The following is a 15647-nucleotide window of genomic DNA, read 5'->3' as shown; positions in this document are numbered from 1 at the left end:
GCGAACCTCGTTATTGTTTTTGTTGGGGGCTGAGGGGGGAACGCGAGCCTGTTCGCAGCAGGCGATAACAGGCTGGAATTAAGATTAACAAAGATAACTAATAAATGAATAGGCAAGGTTTTTTGCTTAAAAACTCAATTAAATTCATTTAAATCAATGTGATGGCATAAGGTTGAGGATGAATTTAAATTATAGATAATAATATTAATGTTCGTTTATCGGTCATTGTGGGTTGACGCCACCTTCAGGCGTTTCCATTCTCTGGCCGGAGATCCTTGGGAAAACCCCGACGATCCCGTTCAAAAACAACAACAAAAAGTGGACATCGAACATGCCAAACCTCCCTCGGGACGCCCTTGCGGCGACCTCATCTTTACCTGTTCGCGCACGTCGCCTGGCCCTGTTGGGCTTGAGTGTGATTGCCACTCCGGCGCTGGCCGAAGGCTTCATCGATGACAGCCACGGCACCTTGACCCTGCGCAATTACTACTTGGATCGGGACTACAAGGACGACGGGGCGAAAACCGCGGCCCGGGAATGGGCCCAGGGTTTCATCATGAATGTGGAGTCGGGCTTTACCCCGGGTACCGTCGGTTTCGGCCTCGACGCCCGCGGCTTGATGGGGGTCAAGCTGGACTCGTCACCGGACCGCAGCGGCACTGAGTTGTTGCCGGTGTCCGCCAGCGACAAGCGCGCGGCGGACGAGTATTCGCGCCTGGCCATGACCGCCAAGATGCGCTTTGCCCAGACCACGGTGAAGACCGGTGATGTGTCGATCTTCCTGCCGTTCGCTTTCGCCAGTCCGTCACGGCTGCTGCCGCAGACGTTTCGCGGCACCACGCTCAGTTCGAAGGACATCGACGGACTGACCTTCAACACCGGCTACATCGACCGCATCAACAAGCGTGACTCCACCGACTATCAGCCGATGAGCATTGCCTCGCCGAACCGGCGTTTCAACGGCGCGGCCACCTCATCGCACATGGCCTATGTCGGCGGTGATTACCAGGTGAACAAGGATCTGAGCCTGCGTGCCTATCACGCTGAAGTGGCGGACTTGTATCAGCAGAACACCCTGGCGCTGCTGCACAATCTTCAGGTAGGCGAGGGCATACTGACCACTGACTTGCGCAGTTTTTTCAGTGACGAGGACGGCAGCGCCAAGGCCGGCAAGGTGGACAACCGCAACCTCTCGGCGCTGCTCGGCTATCGCTTTGGCGGCCATCGCCTGAGCCTGGGCTATATGCACGCCAGCGGCGATACCGCGACGCCTTATGTGTCGGGCACCGAGTTGATGGGCATGAGCGAGTTGACCATGAGTTCGGACTTTCTCAATGCCAAAGAGCGGACCTGGCAGGCGATCTACGACTATGACTTTGCCGCTGCCGGGGTACCCGGCCTGAAGAGCCGGTTGCGTTATGTGCGCGGGGACCATATCGAACTGGCGGCGCTGAATGCCGACGACCGCAAGGAGCGGGAGTTCCAGATGGAACTGGGGTATGTGATCCAGAGTGGCCCGCTGAAGAACGTCGGGCTGATGGCGCGCAAGTCGATCTATCGCAATGACTTCCCCGCCGGCGCGGCGTTTCGCGATGAAAACCAGACCCGCTTTCTGGTGCTCTACACCGTGCCGATCTGGTAAGTCGTTTCAGGCCTGATAGACCTTCTTCAGCAGCCTGAGCAGCTCTTCGCGCTCCTGGCTGTCGAGGGCGGACGTGGCATCCATGTCGCTCTCGGCAGCGATCAGTTTCAGCTCCTTGAGCAGGGCTTCGCCGGTCTTGCTGAGAAAAATCCCGTAGGAGCGCTTGTCCGGTTTGCAGCGCACCCGCACCGCCAGCGCCCGGCTTTCCAGTTTGTTCAGCAGCGGCACCACTTGCGGCGGCTCGATGGCCAGCGCCTTGGCCAGGTCGGCCTGCATCAGCCCGGGGTTCTGGTCGATGATCGCCAGGGCCGAGAACTGCGCCGGGCGCAAGTCGTGGGTCGAGAGCCGGCCAATCAGGTTCTGGAACAGTTTCAACTGCGCCCGGCGCATGGCGTAACCGATCAGGTCGTCCAGGGCGGCGTCCAGCGACGCCTGGGTTTCGCCGCTGTCGGCAGGGGCCTCGGGGGCGGCGGCAATCTTGGAAGATTTAGCCATTGCAGGGTGAATCCTCGGGCTGGCGGTTAAGAAGGCTATCTAGTTTGCCGAGATTGGCCGGGGATAGCCACGACCTCTTGCATATTTCTGGGCGCTGCGCCCGTTTCACGCACGAAAACAATTCGGTTAATTTTATTAATGGTTAATTGACATAACTATATTTGCGGTTTAGTTTTTACCCATCGTCAAGCCAAGAACAAGAGAGTATCGCCATGAGCAATTACGAAGGTCGCTGGACAACCGTCAAAGTGGAAATCGAGGAAGGCATCGCGTGGGTCATCCTCAACCGCCCGGAAAAACGCAACGCCATGAGCCCGACCCTGAACCGCGAGATGATCGACGTTCTGGAAACCCTGGAGCAGGATCCGGACGCCGGTGTACTGGTGCTGACTGGTGCGGGCGAAGCCTGGACTGCGGGCATGGACCTCAAGGAATACTTCCGCGAAGTGGACGCCGGCCCGGAAATCCTTCAGGAAAAAATTCGTCGCGAAGCCTCTCAATGGCAATGGAAACTGCTGCGCATGTACGCCAAGCCGACCATCGCCATGGTCAACGGCTGGTGCTTCGGTGGCGGTTTCAGCCCGCTGGTGGCCTGCGATCTGGCGATCTGCGCCGATGAAGCGACCTTCGGCCTGTCGGAAATCAACTGGGGCATTCCGCCGGGCAATCTGGTGAGCAAGGCGATGGCCGACACCGTGGGCCATCGCCAGTCGCTGTACTACATCATGACCGGCAAGACCTTTGGCGGGCAGAAAGCCGCCGAGATGGGCCTGGTCAACGAGAGCGTACCCCTGGCGCAACTGCGTGAAGTGACGATCGAACTGGCGCGTAATCTGTTGGAGAAGAACCCGGTGGTGCTGCGCGCGGCCAAGCATGGCTTCAAGCGTTGCCGCGAACTCACCTGGGAGCAGAACGAAGATTACCTGTACGCCAAGCTCGATCAGTCGCGCCTGCTGGACACCGAAGGTGGCCGCGAGCAGGGCATGAAGCAGTTTCTCGACGAAAAGAGCATCAAGCCCGGTTTGCAGGCTTACAAGCGCTGAGTTCCGGCGTTGAAATCAAGGCGAGCTGGCCGGACGATCGAGCGTCCGCCAGCTGTTCGCCCCGGCGCCTCGGCGCTACTGTGAACCCCGAGAACGTATTCCCGATAAAGACAATAAAGAGGAATCACCATGCTGGACGTGCCCCTGCTGATTGGCGGCCAGTCGTGCCCCGCCCGAGACGGTCGAACCTTCGAACGGCGTAATCCGGTGACCGGTGAAGTTGTGTCGCGCGTTGCCGCCGCCACCCTGGAAGACGCCGACGCTGCGGTGGCTGCGGCCAAAGCGGCATTCCCCGCCTGGGCAGCGCTGGCCCCCAACGAGCGACGCACCCGGTTACTGCGTGCGGCTGAACAGTTGCAGGCCCGAAGCGCGGAATTCATCGCGGCGGCCGGCGAGACCGGTGCCATGGCCAACTGGTACGGTTTCAATGTGCACCTGGCGTCCAACATGCTGCGCGAAGCCGCGTGCATGACCACCCAGATCAACGGCGAAATCATTCCCTCGGATGTGCCCGGCAGCTTCGCGATGGCCCTGCGTCAACCCTGTGGCGTGGTGTTGGGCATCGCGCCCTGGAACGCGCCGGTGATCCTCGCCACCCGCGCCATCGCCATGCCGCTGGCTTGCGGCAACACCGTTGTGCTCAAGGCGTCGGAACTGAGCCCGGCGGTGCACCGGTTGATCGGCCAGGTGTTGCAAGACGCCGGCCTCGGCGATGGCGTGGTCAACGTCATCAGCAATGCGCCCCAGGATGCCGCGGCGATTGTCGAGCGGCTGATCGCCAACCCGGCGGTGCGTCGGGTCAACTTCACCGGCTCGACCCATGTCGGGCGCATCGTCGGCGAGCTGTCGGCGCGTCATCTCAAGCCGGCGTTGCTGGAACTGGGCGGCAAGGCGCCGTTCCTGGTGCTGGAGGATGCCGACCTGGATGCGGCGGTGGAGGCTGCGGCCTTCGGTGCCTTCTTCAATCAGGGGCAGATTTGCATGTCCACCGAGCGCCTGATCGTCGATGCCAAGGTGGCCGTTGCCTTTGTCGCCAAACTGGCGGCGAAGATCGCCACCTTGCCCGCCGGCAACCCCAATGCCGAAGGTTCGGTGCTTGGCTCCCTGGTGGACAGCAACGCTGGCGAACGGATCAAACTGCTGATCGACGATGCCCTCGACAAGGGCGCAACCCTGGTTGCGGGTGGCCGGTTGGAGGGCAGCATCCTGCAGCCGACTTTGCTCGACGGTGTCACCGATGCCATGCGCCTGTACCGTGAAGAGTCCTTTGGCCCGGTGGCGGTGGTGCTGCGAGGTGAGGGCGATGAAGAACTGTTGCGTTTGGCCAACGATTCCGAGTTCGGCCTGTCGGCGGCGATCTTCAGTCGTGACACCAGCCGTGCTCTGGCCCTGGCTCAGCGGGTTGAATCGGGTATTTGCCATATCAACGGTCCGACCGTGCACGACGAGGCGCAGATGCCCTTCGGCGGGGTCAAGTCCAGCGGCTATGGCAGTTTCGGCGGCAAGGCGTCCATCGAGCACTTCACCCAATTGCGCTGGGTGACCTTGCAGAACGGACCGCGGCACTACCCGATCTGAGCAGCCGTCGCAGCGCGGGGCGACGAATGCTGGAGAGCGATCGCCGCCCGCGTGCAGGCCAGTCATAACAATAACAAGGCTGCGATGCCCCGGTTGACTGCTTCCCGGCGGACCGGTGGCGTGCCTTGATGGAGAACAAGCACGTGAGTTCCGAATTCAGATCGCCACCCCAGACCGAAGCCAGTGCGCCGCGCTATCGGCAGGTCTCCATCGGCCGTCCTGCGGTCGAGGTCAGCGAAGAGCAGGGCATCCTGCATATGCGCTCCCTGGAGCCTTTGGCCGAGTTGCCTGCACGCTTGCTCGATCGCCTGGTGCATTGGGCCCAAGTGCGCCCGCAACAGACCTTTATCGCTGCTCGCCAGGAGGGCGGCGACTGGCGCCGGGTGAGTTACGCCGAAATGCTGACCAGCGTCCGCGCCATTGCCCAGAGCCTGCTGAGTTACGGCCTGTCGGCCGAACGACCGCTGGCGATCCTCTCGGGCAACGACATCGAGCATTTGCAGATTGCGCTGGGTGCCATGTACGCCGGCATTCCCTATAGCCCGGTCTCACCGGCCTATTCGTTGCTGTCTCAGGATTTCGCCAAGCTGCGGCATGTTTGCGACCTGCTGCAACCAGGTCTGGTGTTCATCAGCGACGCCGCGACCTATCAGCGGGCGATCGAGGCGGTGTTGCCAGTGAAAACGCCACTGATCACCGTGCGTGGCCAAATACCGGGCCGGCATCAGGCGAGCTTTGCCAGCCTGCTGGAACAGCCCGGCGGTGCCGAGGCCGAGTGCGCCTTCACGGCTACCGGGCCGGACAGCATCGCCAAGTTTCTGTTTACCTCAGGTTCCACCAAGCTGCCCAAGGCGGTGGTCACCACCCAGCGCATGCTCTGCGCCAACCAGCAGATGCTGTTGCAAACCTTCCCGGTGTTCGGCGAAGAACCACCGGTACTGGTGGACTGGCTACCGTGGAATCACACCTTCGGCGGCAGCCACAACGTCGGCATCGTGCTGTACAACGGCGGCACCTTTTACCTGGACGACGGCAAGCCCACCGCCCAGGGCTTTGCCGAAACACTGCGCAACCTCAAAGAAGTATCGCCCACCGCCTACCTGACCGTGCCCAAGGGCTGGGAAGAACTGGTGAGCGCCCTGGAGCAGGACGGCGAGTTGCGCGAATGTTTCTTCTCGCGCATGAAGCTGTTCTTCTTCGCCGCTGCCGGCTTGTCCCAGAGGATTTGGGATCGCCTGGATCGGGTCGCCGAACAGCATTGTGGCGAACGCATTCGTATGATGGCCGGGCTCGGTATGACTGAGGCGGCGCCGTCCTGCACATTCACGACCGGGCCACTGTCCATGGCCGGTTATATCGGTCTGCCGGCTCCAGGTTGTGAAGTGCGGCTGGTGCCGGTGGACGGCAAGCTGGAAGGGCGTTTCCGCGGGCCGCACATCATGCCCGGTTACTGGCGCGCGGCGCAGCAGACCGCCGAGGTGTTCGACGAGCAGGGTTTCTATTGTTCTGGTGATGCGCTGAAACTGGCTGACGCCCGTGATCCGCAACTGGGGCTGATGTTCGACGGGCGCATCGCCGAGGACTTCAAGCTGAGCTCCGGCGTGTTTGTCAGCGTCGGCCCGCTGCGCAATCGCGCGGTGCTCGAAGGTTCGCCCTATGTTCAGGACCTGGTGGTGGCCGCGCCGGACCGCGAGTGCCTGGGTGCACTGGTCTTTCCCCGGTTGTTTGAGTGCCGACGTCTGGCCGGTTTGAGTGCCCACGCCAGCGATGCCGAGGTTCTGGCCAGCGCGCCGGTGCGTCAGTGGTTCGGCGATTGGCTGCAACGGCTCAACCGCGACGCCACCGGTAATGCCAGCCGCCTGGAATGGATCGCGCTGCTCGACGAACCTGCTTCCATCGACCGTGGTGAAATCACCGACAAGGGCTCGATCAACCAGCGCGCGGTGCTGCAGTGGCGAGCCGATAAGGTCGAGGCGCTGTATCGCGGTGAAGAGCCTTCCATCCTGCGTGCCGGACCACAACCGTGAGCGGCGCAGGGCAGTATTCGAGCTTCTGCGATGTGGCCATTTTCGAAGCACTGCGCACGCCTTGGGTCGACCTTGGCGGAGCCTTGGCTCAGGTCTCGCCGATCGATCTGGGGATCAAGGTCGGGCGCGAGGTGCTGGCCCGCGCCGCTATCGATCCGTCGTCGGTGGACAGCGTGCTCGCCGGCTCCATGGCTCAGGCCAGTTTCGATGCTTACCTGCTGCCTCGGCATATCGGCCTTTACAGCGGCGTGCCGCAAGAGACTCCGGCACTGGGAGTGCAGCGCATCTGCGCCACCGGTTTCGAACTCTTGCGGCAGGCCGCCAGGCAGCTGGATGACGGCGTGCAGCTGGCCCTGTGTGTGGCGGCCGAATCGATGTCGCGCAATCCGATTGCCGCCTACACCCACCGAGGTGGTTTCCGGCTCGGTGCCGAGGTGGCGTTCAAGGACTTTCTCTGGGAAGCCCTCTACGACCCGGCCCCGGGCGTAGACATGATCACCACCGCCGACAACCTGGCCCGACGACATGGCCTGAGCCGCGAAGCGGTGGATCGCTACGCGCTCGGCAGTCATCAGCTGGCGCTGCAGGCCCAGGCTGACGGCTGGTTCGAACCGGAACTGGTGGCGGTTGGCAATGAGCGTTTTGAACTGGCCGGCTATCAGCCACGGAGTATTGAGTTGCCACGGGGCGTGGACCGCATGACGCGCGATAGCCACCCGCGACCCACCGATCCGGGCGCTTTGAGCCGGTTGCGGGCGGTGCATGCCGGCGGTGTGCAAACGGCCGGCAACAGTTGCGCGGTGGTCGATGGTGCGGCGGCCGCACTGGTGGGGCGCGCTTCTGCGGCCCGGCGTCCGGTGTTGGCTCATTTGCTGGCCAGTGCCGTGGTGGGCGTGGCACCGGAGTTCATGGGCATCGGACCTGCACCCGCTATCCAGTTGCTGTTGCAACGCAGCGGGTTGGCCCTTGGCGACATCGGCTTGGTGGAAATCAACGAAGCCCAGGCGGCTCAGGTGCTGGCCGTGGCACAGGTGCTGGAACTGGATGGCGACCGGCTCAATCGGCGGGGCGGCTCCATCGCCCTGGGACATCCCTTGGCCGCCAGTGGATTGCGCCTGGTGCTGACCCTGGCCCGGCAACTGCGCGAAGGCAATCTGCGTTATGGCATTGCCGCCGCCTGTGTCGGCGGCGGGCAGGGCATGGCACTGCTGATCGAGAACCCGGCCTATCAAGGCTGAGGCAGAACAACGCGGCCTTTTTGATGTGAGTGTGCTGCCCAAACCCGGCGTCACCATCTTGCGTTACTATGCAGACCCACCTTTCTGGAAGTTGCCTGGATGAGTAAGCCCGGTCAAACGGTGCTGGTCGCATTGCGCAAGATGATCGCCTCGGGCGAGCTGGCGGCGGGCGAACGGCTGATGGAGATCCCCACGGCGGAGCTGTTTGGCGTCTCGCGGATGCCGGTGCGCATGGCGTTCCGCACACTGGAGCAGGAAGGCTTGCTGGTGCGCTCTGGCGGGCGCGGGTTTCAGGTGCGTTCGGTCAGCCCAGATGACATTGCCGGTGCGGTCGAAGTACGGGGCGTACTCGAAGGCCTGGCGGCGCGTCAGGCCGCCGAGCGCGGGCTCTCGGACGAAGCCCGGGCGACCCTCGAACAGTGCCTGATGCAGGGCGATCAGCTGTTCGACAAAGGGTACGTGACCATAGAAGACCTGGAGGTCTATCACGACCTCAACATGCGTTTTCACGAGGTGATCGTCGAAGGCAGCCACAACCCGGCGATAGCCGACGCCCTGGCGCGCAACGATCATTTGCCCTTCGCTTCGGTGACAGCCCTGGCCGTGGACCGCAACGACATGGTCCGGGAATACCGACGCTTCAACTATGCCCACATGCAACACCATTCGGTGTTCGATGCCTTGGTCAACCGCCAGGGCGCGCGTGCCGAAGCGATCATGCGCGAACACGCCAACGCCACGTTGCGCTACGCCGAGATCTTCAGCTCAGCGACGGCTGACGAGCGGATGAAGGTCATTCTCCGCTCGGAATAGGCGCGGCGTTCTAGATATCCAGCACCAGCAGCGGCGTTTTCGAGCGCGAGCAGCAAGGGGTGAACTGGTCATTGCAGGCCTGTTCATCCTCGGTGAGGAACAGGTCGCGATGCTCCGGCACACCCTCCAGAACCCGCGTCAGGCAAGTGCCACAAATGCCTTGTTCGCAGGAAATGGCGACCTCGATGCCCTGGTCTTGCAGCACCTGCACCACGCTCTTGTCGGCCGGCACCTCAAAGACCTGACCGCTGCTGGCGACCTTGATCGAGAAACGGCCATCGGCGCCAGCGTCGACGGGCGCGGCGGCGAAGTACTCGCGGTGCAGGCATTGCTCCTGCCAGCCCTGTTTCCTGGCCGTGTCCAACACGTGCTGCATGAAGCCGCCGGGGCCACACACATATAAATGAACGTCGCTCTGCGGCGTGGCCAGGACCTTGGCCGCGTCCAGCACGGTGTCGGGTTCCTGATCGAAATGCAGGAACACCCGGTCGGCAAAAGGCGAGTGCTGCAGGCGTTCGACAAAAGCCGCACGGTCCCGTGACCGGGCACAGTAATGCAGCTCGAAATCCGCGCCGCTGTGGGCCAGGCGTTCGGCCATGCACAGGATCGGCGTGATCCCGATACCGCCGGCGAACAGCAGGCTGCGCCTGGCCTCACGGGCCAGCGGGAACAGGTTGCGCGGCTCACTGATCGGCAGGCACGCGCCGGGGTGGATCTGCTCGTGCATGGCCAGTGAACCGCCCCGGGAGGTCGGGTCCTTGAGCACGCCGATCAGGTAGCGATGACGTTCTTCTGGGTGGTTGCACAGGGAATATTGCCGGATCAAGCCGCCGGGCAGGTGCACATCGATATGCGCACCGGCGCTGAAGGCCGGCAGCGGTCGGTCATCGACACTGGCCAGCTCGTAGCTGCAGATGTCCTGGGCTTCGTTGTTGCGCGATACCACCAGCACTTCGATCATGCCATTGACTCCTGCGGGGCTCGTTCCCTGGCGATCAGGCGCTCCAGAACGCGACGCGACTGCACGCCGCCAGCGTCGATATTGAGCTTGAGCAAGTTGCGCGCGGGATGGCTGAGCAGGTTCTGCTGCTGGCGTTCGAGCATCTCCAGGTCCTCGCTGAAAATCTTGCCCTGGCCCTCGCGAATGCTCGCGGTCAGGGCTTCGTCCTGCGGATTGAAGTTGCGCGCCATGCCCCAGAAGTACCAGATCGAGGTCTCGGTTTGCGGCGTGATGAAGTCGACGACGATGCTCGACGCCTTGAACTGTCGGGGAGCGTGATAACCGCCATGGCCGGCATGGGCCACGCCGACTTCGATCAGCACATGGCTGGGCGGGGTGAAACGACAGATCTGCCAGCGGTCCACCGGCACATCGTCGGCCAGGTTGTTGCCGCGCAGGGCCATGCGCCAGAAAGGCGGGGCCATGATGTTTTCCATGTGGCGGGCGGTGACCACCTCGTCGCCGTCGACCGTGGTCACCGGTGGCGCTTCGTCGATTTCCTTCTGGCCGATGCTGGACGCATGAACGTAGGTTTCATGAGTCAGGTCCATCAGGTTGTCGATCATCAGGCGGTAGTCGCACTGGATGTGGAACAGGCCGCCGCCATAGGCCCACTCGTCACTGACCGCCCATTCCAGATGATGGATCAGCGCTGGATCCGCCAACGCCTGATCGCCGGGCCAGGCCCAGATAAAGCCATAGCGCTCGACCACGGCAAAGGTCTTGTTGCACGGGAAGCCGCGAACCCGTTGCCCGGGCATTTCCACGGCCTTGCCGTCGCACCCCATCACCAGGCCGTGATAGCCGCACACCAGATTGCCGTTTTCCACATAGCCCAAGGACAGCGGCGCGCCGCGATGGGGGCAGAAGTCCTCGACAGCCGCCACCTTGCCCTCGTGCCCGCGGTAAAAAACCATCTTTTCACCGCAGATCTGACGGCCCAGCGGCTTGTCGGCGATTTCATCGGGCGTGCAGGCGACGTACCAGGTGTTCTTGGGGTACATGGAGATTCTCCAAGGTTGTTTGTTGTTATTTAGTGGATCCATTAGCGATGATTTTATGGGTTATTGTCAAATATTATCTACTTTACGATGATTTGTTGGATCCACTAATAGATTGTGAGTCTCCAGGATCAATACCGGCGGGAGTCTCTGAAATCCAGCACCGTCCGGTCGCCAGGAAATTGAGCGCACGCTAAGATCGCCTGCAAACGTTTCGACACCAATGAGGCAACCTCACGGGGCTCTGTAGTGAACATCGACACCCGCATCAAATTCCGTCACCTCGTGTGCTTTCTTGAAATGGCCCGTCAGGGCAGTCTGGCGCGGGCGGCGGATATCCTGGCAGTGAGTCAGCCAGCGATGTCGAAGACGCTCAAGGAGCTGGAGGATCTGCTGGCGGCAAGCCTGTTCATACGCAGTAAAAGTGGTGTAACCCTGACCGAAGCCGGGGTTGCCTTTTTGCGTTATGCCGGGCCTTCGGTGCAGGCGCTGCGTGATGGGGTGAATACCTTGCGCGGTGGCGAATATGCGGCGGGCAAGGTTCGACTCGGTGTGTTGTCGACCGTGGAAAGCTTGCTGGTGCCTGAGGTTGTACGGCGCTTGCACGAGCGCCATTCGGCGCTGGTGGTGAGTGTGGTGACCGGGCCAAGCGCCTATCTGTTGTCGCAGTTGCGGGTGGGCGATGTGGACCTGGTGGTCGGCCGTATGACCGATAGCCCGGAGATTCAGGGACTGACCTTCGAGCATCTGTACAGTGAATCCATGACGCTGGTGGTGCGCCCCGAACATCCCTTGCTGGCCGAGCCACTGGAGCGTAGCGCCCTGGAAGATTTCCCGCTGGTGCTGCCGCTGGCAGGGACGACGATTCGCAAATTTGCCGACAGCCTGTTCGTGCAATGCGGCATCAGCCAGTCGCGGCAGCGTCTGGAAACCTTGTCCGTGACCCTGAGCCGTCGTTATGTGTTGTCCAGCGAGGCGATCTGGATCGCACCACTGGATGCAGTGCGCCTGGATCTGGCAAGCGGCGAACTGTTTGAGATCAATCTGGGGCAGCGCGAACCGGGTGGTTCGGTGGGGATTTCCAGTAACACCAGCTTGCCCTTGTCACTGGCGGCCCAGTGGTGTGTCGAGGTGCTGCGCGAGGTAGGGCAGGCGTATCGCGAAGGGGTTTATCCATAACCATTTGGTTATGTGTTGAGAGCGGCTTTTCAATATTCCCCAGCCTTCTGTTGTTTGAAACTGCGCAGGCAGTGCTCCATAAATCAAACAACAGGAGATCGACATGTCTGATGCAGACAGCAGTCGCTTCGTCATTCGTGACCGTAATTGGCACCCCAAAGCCCTGACCCCTGATTACAAAACCTCTGTCGCCCGTTCTCCACGCCAGGCCTTGGTGAGCATTCCCCAGTCGGCCAGCGAAACCAGCGGCCCGGATTTCTCTCATCTGGAGATGGGGCCGTTCGATAACGACCTGCTACTCAACTTCAATAATGGCGGGTTGCCGGTGGGAGAAAGGATCATCGTTTCCGGCCGGGTCTGTGATCAATACGGCAAGCCAATCCCGCATACCCTGGTGGAGATGTGGCAGGCCAACGCCGGCGGGCGCTACCGGCACAAGAATGATCGATACCTGGCACCACTGGACCCGAATTTCGGCGGTGTCGGCCGCGCCCTGACCGACCGTGACGGCAACTACAGCTTCCGCACCATCAAGCCGGGTCCTTACCCATGGCGTAACGGCCCGAATGAGTGGCGTCCGGCGCACATCCACTTCTCCATCAGCGGGCCATCGATCGCCACGCGCCTGATCACCCAGCTGTATTTCGAAGGCGATCCGCTGATCCCGCTGTGCCCGATCGTCAAGTCGATCGCCAACCCGGACGCGGTTCAGAGCCTGATCGCCCGGCTCGACATGGGTAATGCCAATCCGATGGATTGCCTGGCCTATCGCTTCGACATCGTGCTGCGCGGCCAGCTCAAGACCCACTTCGAAAATTGCTGAGGAGTCCGTCCATGCCTATCGAACTGCTACCCGAAACCCCTTCGCAAACGGCTGGCCCTTACGTGCATATCGGTCTGGCTCTGGCGGCTGCCGGCAACCCGACACGGCCAGGGGAAATCTGGAATCAGATGACCAAGTCCGGCGCGCCAGGCGAACAGATCCTGCTGATCGGTCATGTCTACGACGGCAACGGTCACCTGGTACGAGACTCGTTTCTGGAGTTTTGGCAGGCCAATCATGAAGGGGTTTACGACCCGGTTTTCGACTCGGAAAAAACCTTCAACAGCTTCGGCCGAACCGCCACCACCTTCGATGCAGGGGAGTGGACACTCAATACCATCAAGCCCGGCGTGGTGAACAATGCCGCCGGGGTGCCGATGGCGCCGCACATCAATGTGTCGCTGTTTGCCCGCGGGATCAATATTCACCTGCAAACCCGGCTGTACTTTGCCGATGAGCCACAAGCCAACGCGAAGTGCCCGGTGCTTAATCTGATCGAGCAACCGCAGCGTCGCGAAACGCTGATAGCGCAGCGTTGCGAGGTGGATGGCAAGGCGGCTTATCGTTTCGACATACGCATTCAGGGGGAGGGGGAGACGGTGTTCTTCGATTTTTAAACCCGCTTCGCGCCGGGCCAGTGAGTTCAACGAGCGAGGCTGACTACCGCACCACAGTCCTCGTTGTTTCGTGCCGCGATATCGTGGTGACCTTTATCAATGCCCGCTGGGTCACTCGCTTCGGGCCACAGCGCATGCTGGGTTTGGGCGCCGTGCTGGCGGGCGGGGCAGGGCTGGCGCTGATGGCGGCGGGGTATACGCAGTGGGGCGGGCTGTGGAGCATCGTACTTTGCATGGTGCTGTACATGGGAGTCACCGGGTTGCTTGGGGCCAATTGCACGGCGAGTCTGATGAGCATGTTCCCGAGGCAGGCAGGGGCGAGTGTCGCCCTGGGTATTTCCGTGCAATTCGCTACCGGGGCGCTGGCCAGTCTGTGGGTCAGTCGCCTGGCCGATGGCACCTCATGGCCCATGTGCCTGGTGGTGGGAAGCTGCGGGCTTGGCTGTCTGGTTGCGTATGGCATCTCGATCCTCGCGCCTGTCAATCCGGTCGCTGCGCGGGATGAAGTGAGTACGCCGCTTCAACCTTGACTTCAACATGCTGGGGCAACGGCAAATACTGGATGGCAAGGCATCTGAGAAGTAATGACCTGAGACGGCGGCAGAACACTTTCGGGCGTCGTGAAGGAGGAAGTAATCGGTGAATAGCGCTTAGAAGCACGCTTCCAGGATTTGCTTCTGGATCCAGACAATGATTTACCTCTGCGTATCAGGTGGGAGAGCTACTCGATACTAAATGTCCGAAACCGGTGAAGATTCCCGGATCCGCATGATTACATCCCTCAAATTTCGGGAAAATACTTCCGGGTACCAAGTGACACATATGGGAGCAGTTCAATCCTGATGCAGTATTTAACAAGTAGGTCATGTCAGATGTTCATAAGCCGCTCGCAGGACTACTGCTGCTGACCAGATGCTTTTGAAATGAATGCGGCTGTTCATCGATTCCTGTTCATGGCTGCCGACTTTCTGGCGCATAGCCGCGAAATCAGCAAAGGCTGGGCTGGGAGAGGGGAACTGCTCATGGACGGGTACCTTGATGGCTCAGATACATAGCCAGCGTCAGTGCCTGTCCATCATGGGATAGAAAGGTGGCCGCACCCTCGGCCGCACTTTTTGCAGAGGGAACCAGGCGCTCGAACATTCTTCGCTCGTACTCTGCTACGGCGTTGTTGCATTGGCGACGTTCGATCAGCAAGTGGGCAAGCTCAGCGGCATCGAGCATGGCGTTGTTCACTCCGTCGCCGCCAAAAGGTGACATCACATGAGCTGCATCGCCGATCAAGGTCAATCCAGGGCGGCGTACCCAAGAGTGGCCCACCGGCAAGGCGAAGATCGGGCGAACGGCAAACTCATCGCTGCTGGCCCGGAACAGATTCAGAATCTCTTCGGCATACCCGGCGAACTCTTGAACCAGGCCTTCGCGCACTGCGGACACCGAGGTGAAGTCAAACCGTTTCTCCACCCACCCCATCGGAACGCGAAAGATTGCATACCCACGGACATGTGAGTTGCCATTTCGCTGGACTATGAGGGCTTTGCCATCACCTTCTACATTCAACATGCCGCGGCCCACCAACAAGGCCAACTCTGGATGCGAGCGGTCGATATCATTGATGCCAAACTCTACAAAGCACAGTCCACTATATTGCGGCTCGTACGTCGAGACGAAAGGGCGCACGCGCGACCAAGTGCCATCCGCACCGACCACCCAATCAAAAGGGCCCTCGTTCCCGTGGCCGAACGACAGGTTCCAGCAACCTTCTCCGGCGTCCTCCAGGCCCAGCAACGCACAGTTCCAGCGAACCATCGACGGTGGCAAGGAGTCCAGGAGCAGGGATCGCAGTGCCGTGCGATCCACTTCGGGTCGATTGCCGCCGCTAGCGTTCTGATCATCGAAAAGCACCTGCCCGTTCCTGGCCAGGAGTCGTGTGCCTTGATCATCGTAGCGAGCGATGGCTTGAAATGCATCGCTCAATTCAGCGCGCTCAAGAGCCAGCAAACCCGAGTCCTCGTGCAGATCCAGCGAGCCACCTTGGGGGCGTGAAAGCGGGTGCACCTCCTGCTCGTAAACAGTAGCGGCAATACCATGCAGGTAAAGGATGCGCGCCAGCGTGAGTCCGCCGGGGCCAGCGCCGATGATCGCAATACGTGGATTTGAATGCATGAAGGATAGCCATTAACATAGGTAC

Annotated in this window: 14 protein-coding genes; 10 read left to right on the top strand and 4 right to left on the bottom strand. The window is 61.1% G+C overall.

Going from position 1 to position 15647, the window contains the following annotated elements:
• Positions 1–331 precede the first annotated feature (331 nt).
• Positions 332–1642 carry an OprD family porin gene (locus AC06G5_RS14940; RefSeq protein ID WP_413428889.1) on the top strand — a complete coding sequence of 437 codons (1311 nt, stop codon included), beginning with the start codon at positions 332–334 and terminating at the stop codon, positions 1640–1642.
• Positions 1643–1648: 6 nt separating this feature from the next.
• Here AC06G5_RS14940 and AC06G5_RS14935 read toward each other — a convergent pair whose 3' ends face one another.
• A complete protein-coding gene (locus AC06G5_RS14935) occupies positions 1649–2137 on the bottom strand; it encodes a MarR family winged helix-turn-helix transcriptional regulator (RefSeq protein WP_480459808.1) in 489 nt (162 codons plus the stop codon).
• A 212-nt stretch (positions 2138–2349) separates the two neighbouring features.
• On the opposite strand from AC06G5_RS14935, the gene AC06G5_RS14930 reads away from it, so the two are divergent.
• The 5 genes from AC06G5_RS14930 to AC06G5_RS14910 all read left to right on the top strand — a co-directional run bounded on the left by AC06G5_RS14930 (position 2350) and on the right by AC06G5_RS14910 (position 8836).
• Positions 2350–3180: a p-hydroxycinnamoyl CoA hydratase/lyase gene (locus AC06G5_RS14930; protein WP_413428547.1), complete on the top strand. Its 831-nt coding sequence runs from the start codon at positions 2350–2352 to the stop codon at positions 3178–3180.
• 129 nt (positions 3181–3309) lie between these two features.
• The gene (locus AC06G5_RS14925; RefSeq protein WP_413428546.1) at positions 3310–4758 is read left to right on the top strand and encodes an aldehyde dehydrogenase; all 1449 of its coding nucleotides are present in this window, start codon (positions 3310–3312) and stop codon (positions 4756–4758) included.
• Between the two features lie 143 nt (positions 4759–4901).
• Positions 4902–6785 (top strand): feruloyl-CoA synthase, encoded by a 1884-nt coding sequence (locus AC06G5_RS14920; RefSeq protein ID WP_413428545.1) that lies wholly within the window; start codon positions 4902–4904, stop codon positions 6783–6785.
• On the top strand, positions 6782–8023 hold the full coding sequence (locus AC06G5_RS14915; protein ID WP_480459806.1) for a thiolase family protein: 1242 nt from the start codon (positions 6782–6784) through the stop codon (positions 8021–8023). Before AC06G5_RS14920 ends, AC06G5_RS14915 begins: the two co-directional genes overlap by 4 nt.
• Before the next feature lie 99 nt (positions 8024–8122).
• Positions 8123–8836 carry a GntR family transcriptional regulator gene (locus AC06G5_RS14910; protein ID WP_413428544.1) on the top strand — a complete coding sequence of 238 codons (714 nt, stop codon included), beginning with the start codon at positions 8123–8125 and terminating at the stop codon, positions 8834–8836.
• Between the two features lie 10 nt (positions 8837–8846).
• Here AC06G5_RS14910 and AC06G5_RS14905 read toward each other — a convergent pair whose 3' ends face one another.
• Together AC06G5_RS14905 and AC06G5_RS14900 are read right to left on the bottom strand one after the other, a co-directional pair.
• The gene (locus AC06G5_RS14905; protein ID WP_480459804.1) at positions 8847–9797 is read right to left on the bottom strand and encodes a PDR/VanB family oxidoreductase; all 951 of its coding nucleotides are present in this window, start codon (positions 9795–9797) and stop codon (positions 8847–8849) included.
• Entirely contained in the window at positions 9794–10840 is a 1047-nt protein-coding gene (locus AC06G5_RS14900) for a Rieske 2Fe-2S domain-containing protein (RefSeq protein WP_413704815.1), read from the bottom strand. Before AC06G5_RS14900 ends, AC06G5_RS14905 begins: the two co-directional genes overlap by 4 nt.
• Before the next feature lie 246 nt (positions 10841–11086).
• Between AC06G5_RS14900 and pcaQ the strand changes: the two genes are divergently transcribed.
• The 4 genes from pcaQ (at position 11087) to AC06G5_RS14880 (ending at position 13986) form a co-directional block, all read left to right on the top strand.
• A complete protein-coding gene (gene pcaQ, locus AC06G5_RS14895; RefSeq protein ID WP_413428541.1) occupies positions 11087–12016 on the top strand; it encodes a pca operon transcription factor PcaQ in 930 nt (309 codons plus the stop codon).
• A gap of 103 nt (positions 12017–12119) precedes the next feature.
• A complete protein-coding gene (gene pcaH / locus AC06G5_RS14890; RefSeq protein WP_480459803.1) occupies positions 12120–12839 on the top strand; it encodes a protocatechuate 3,4-dioxygenase subunit beta in 720 nt (239 codons plus the stop codon).
• A gap of 11 nt (positions 12840–12850) precedes the next feature.
• Positions 12851–13456 (top strand): protocatechuate 3,4-dioxygenase subunit alpha, encoded by a 606-nt coding sequence (gene pcaG / locus AC06G5_RS14885; RefSeq protein ID WP_480459802.1) that lies wholly within the window; start codon positions 12851–12853, stop codon positions 13454–13456.
• Between the two features lie 86 nt (positions 13457–13542).
• Positions 13543–13986: a hypothetical protein gene (locus AC06G5_RS14880; protein ID WP_413704817.1), complete on the top strand. Its 444-nt coding sequence runs from the start codon at positions 13543–13545 to the stop codon at positions 13984–13986.
• A gap of 490 nt (positions 13987–14476) precedes the next feature.
• Here the strand turns inward: AC06G5_RS14880 and AC06G5_RS14875 are convergent, their stop codons facing one another.
• Positions 14477–15622, bottom strand: a complete 1146-nt coding sequence (locus tag AC06G5_RS14875; RefSeq protein WP_480459799.1) for an FAD-dependent oxidoreductase — start codon at positions 15620–15622, stop codon at positions 14477–14479.
• Positions 15623–15647 lie beyond the last annotated feature (25 nt).

Source organism: Pseudomonas sp. WT-JTC, assembly GCF_056711565.1.
The sequence above is the reverse complement of the archived record's forward strand: the minus strand, read 5'-3'. Positions and strand labels throughout refer to the sequence as shown.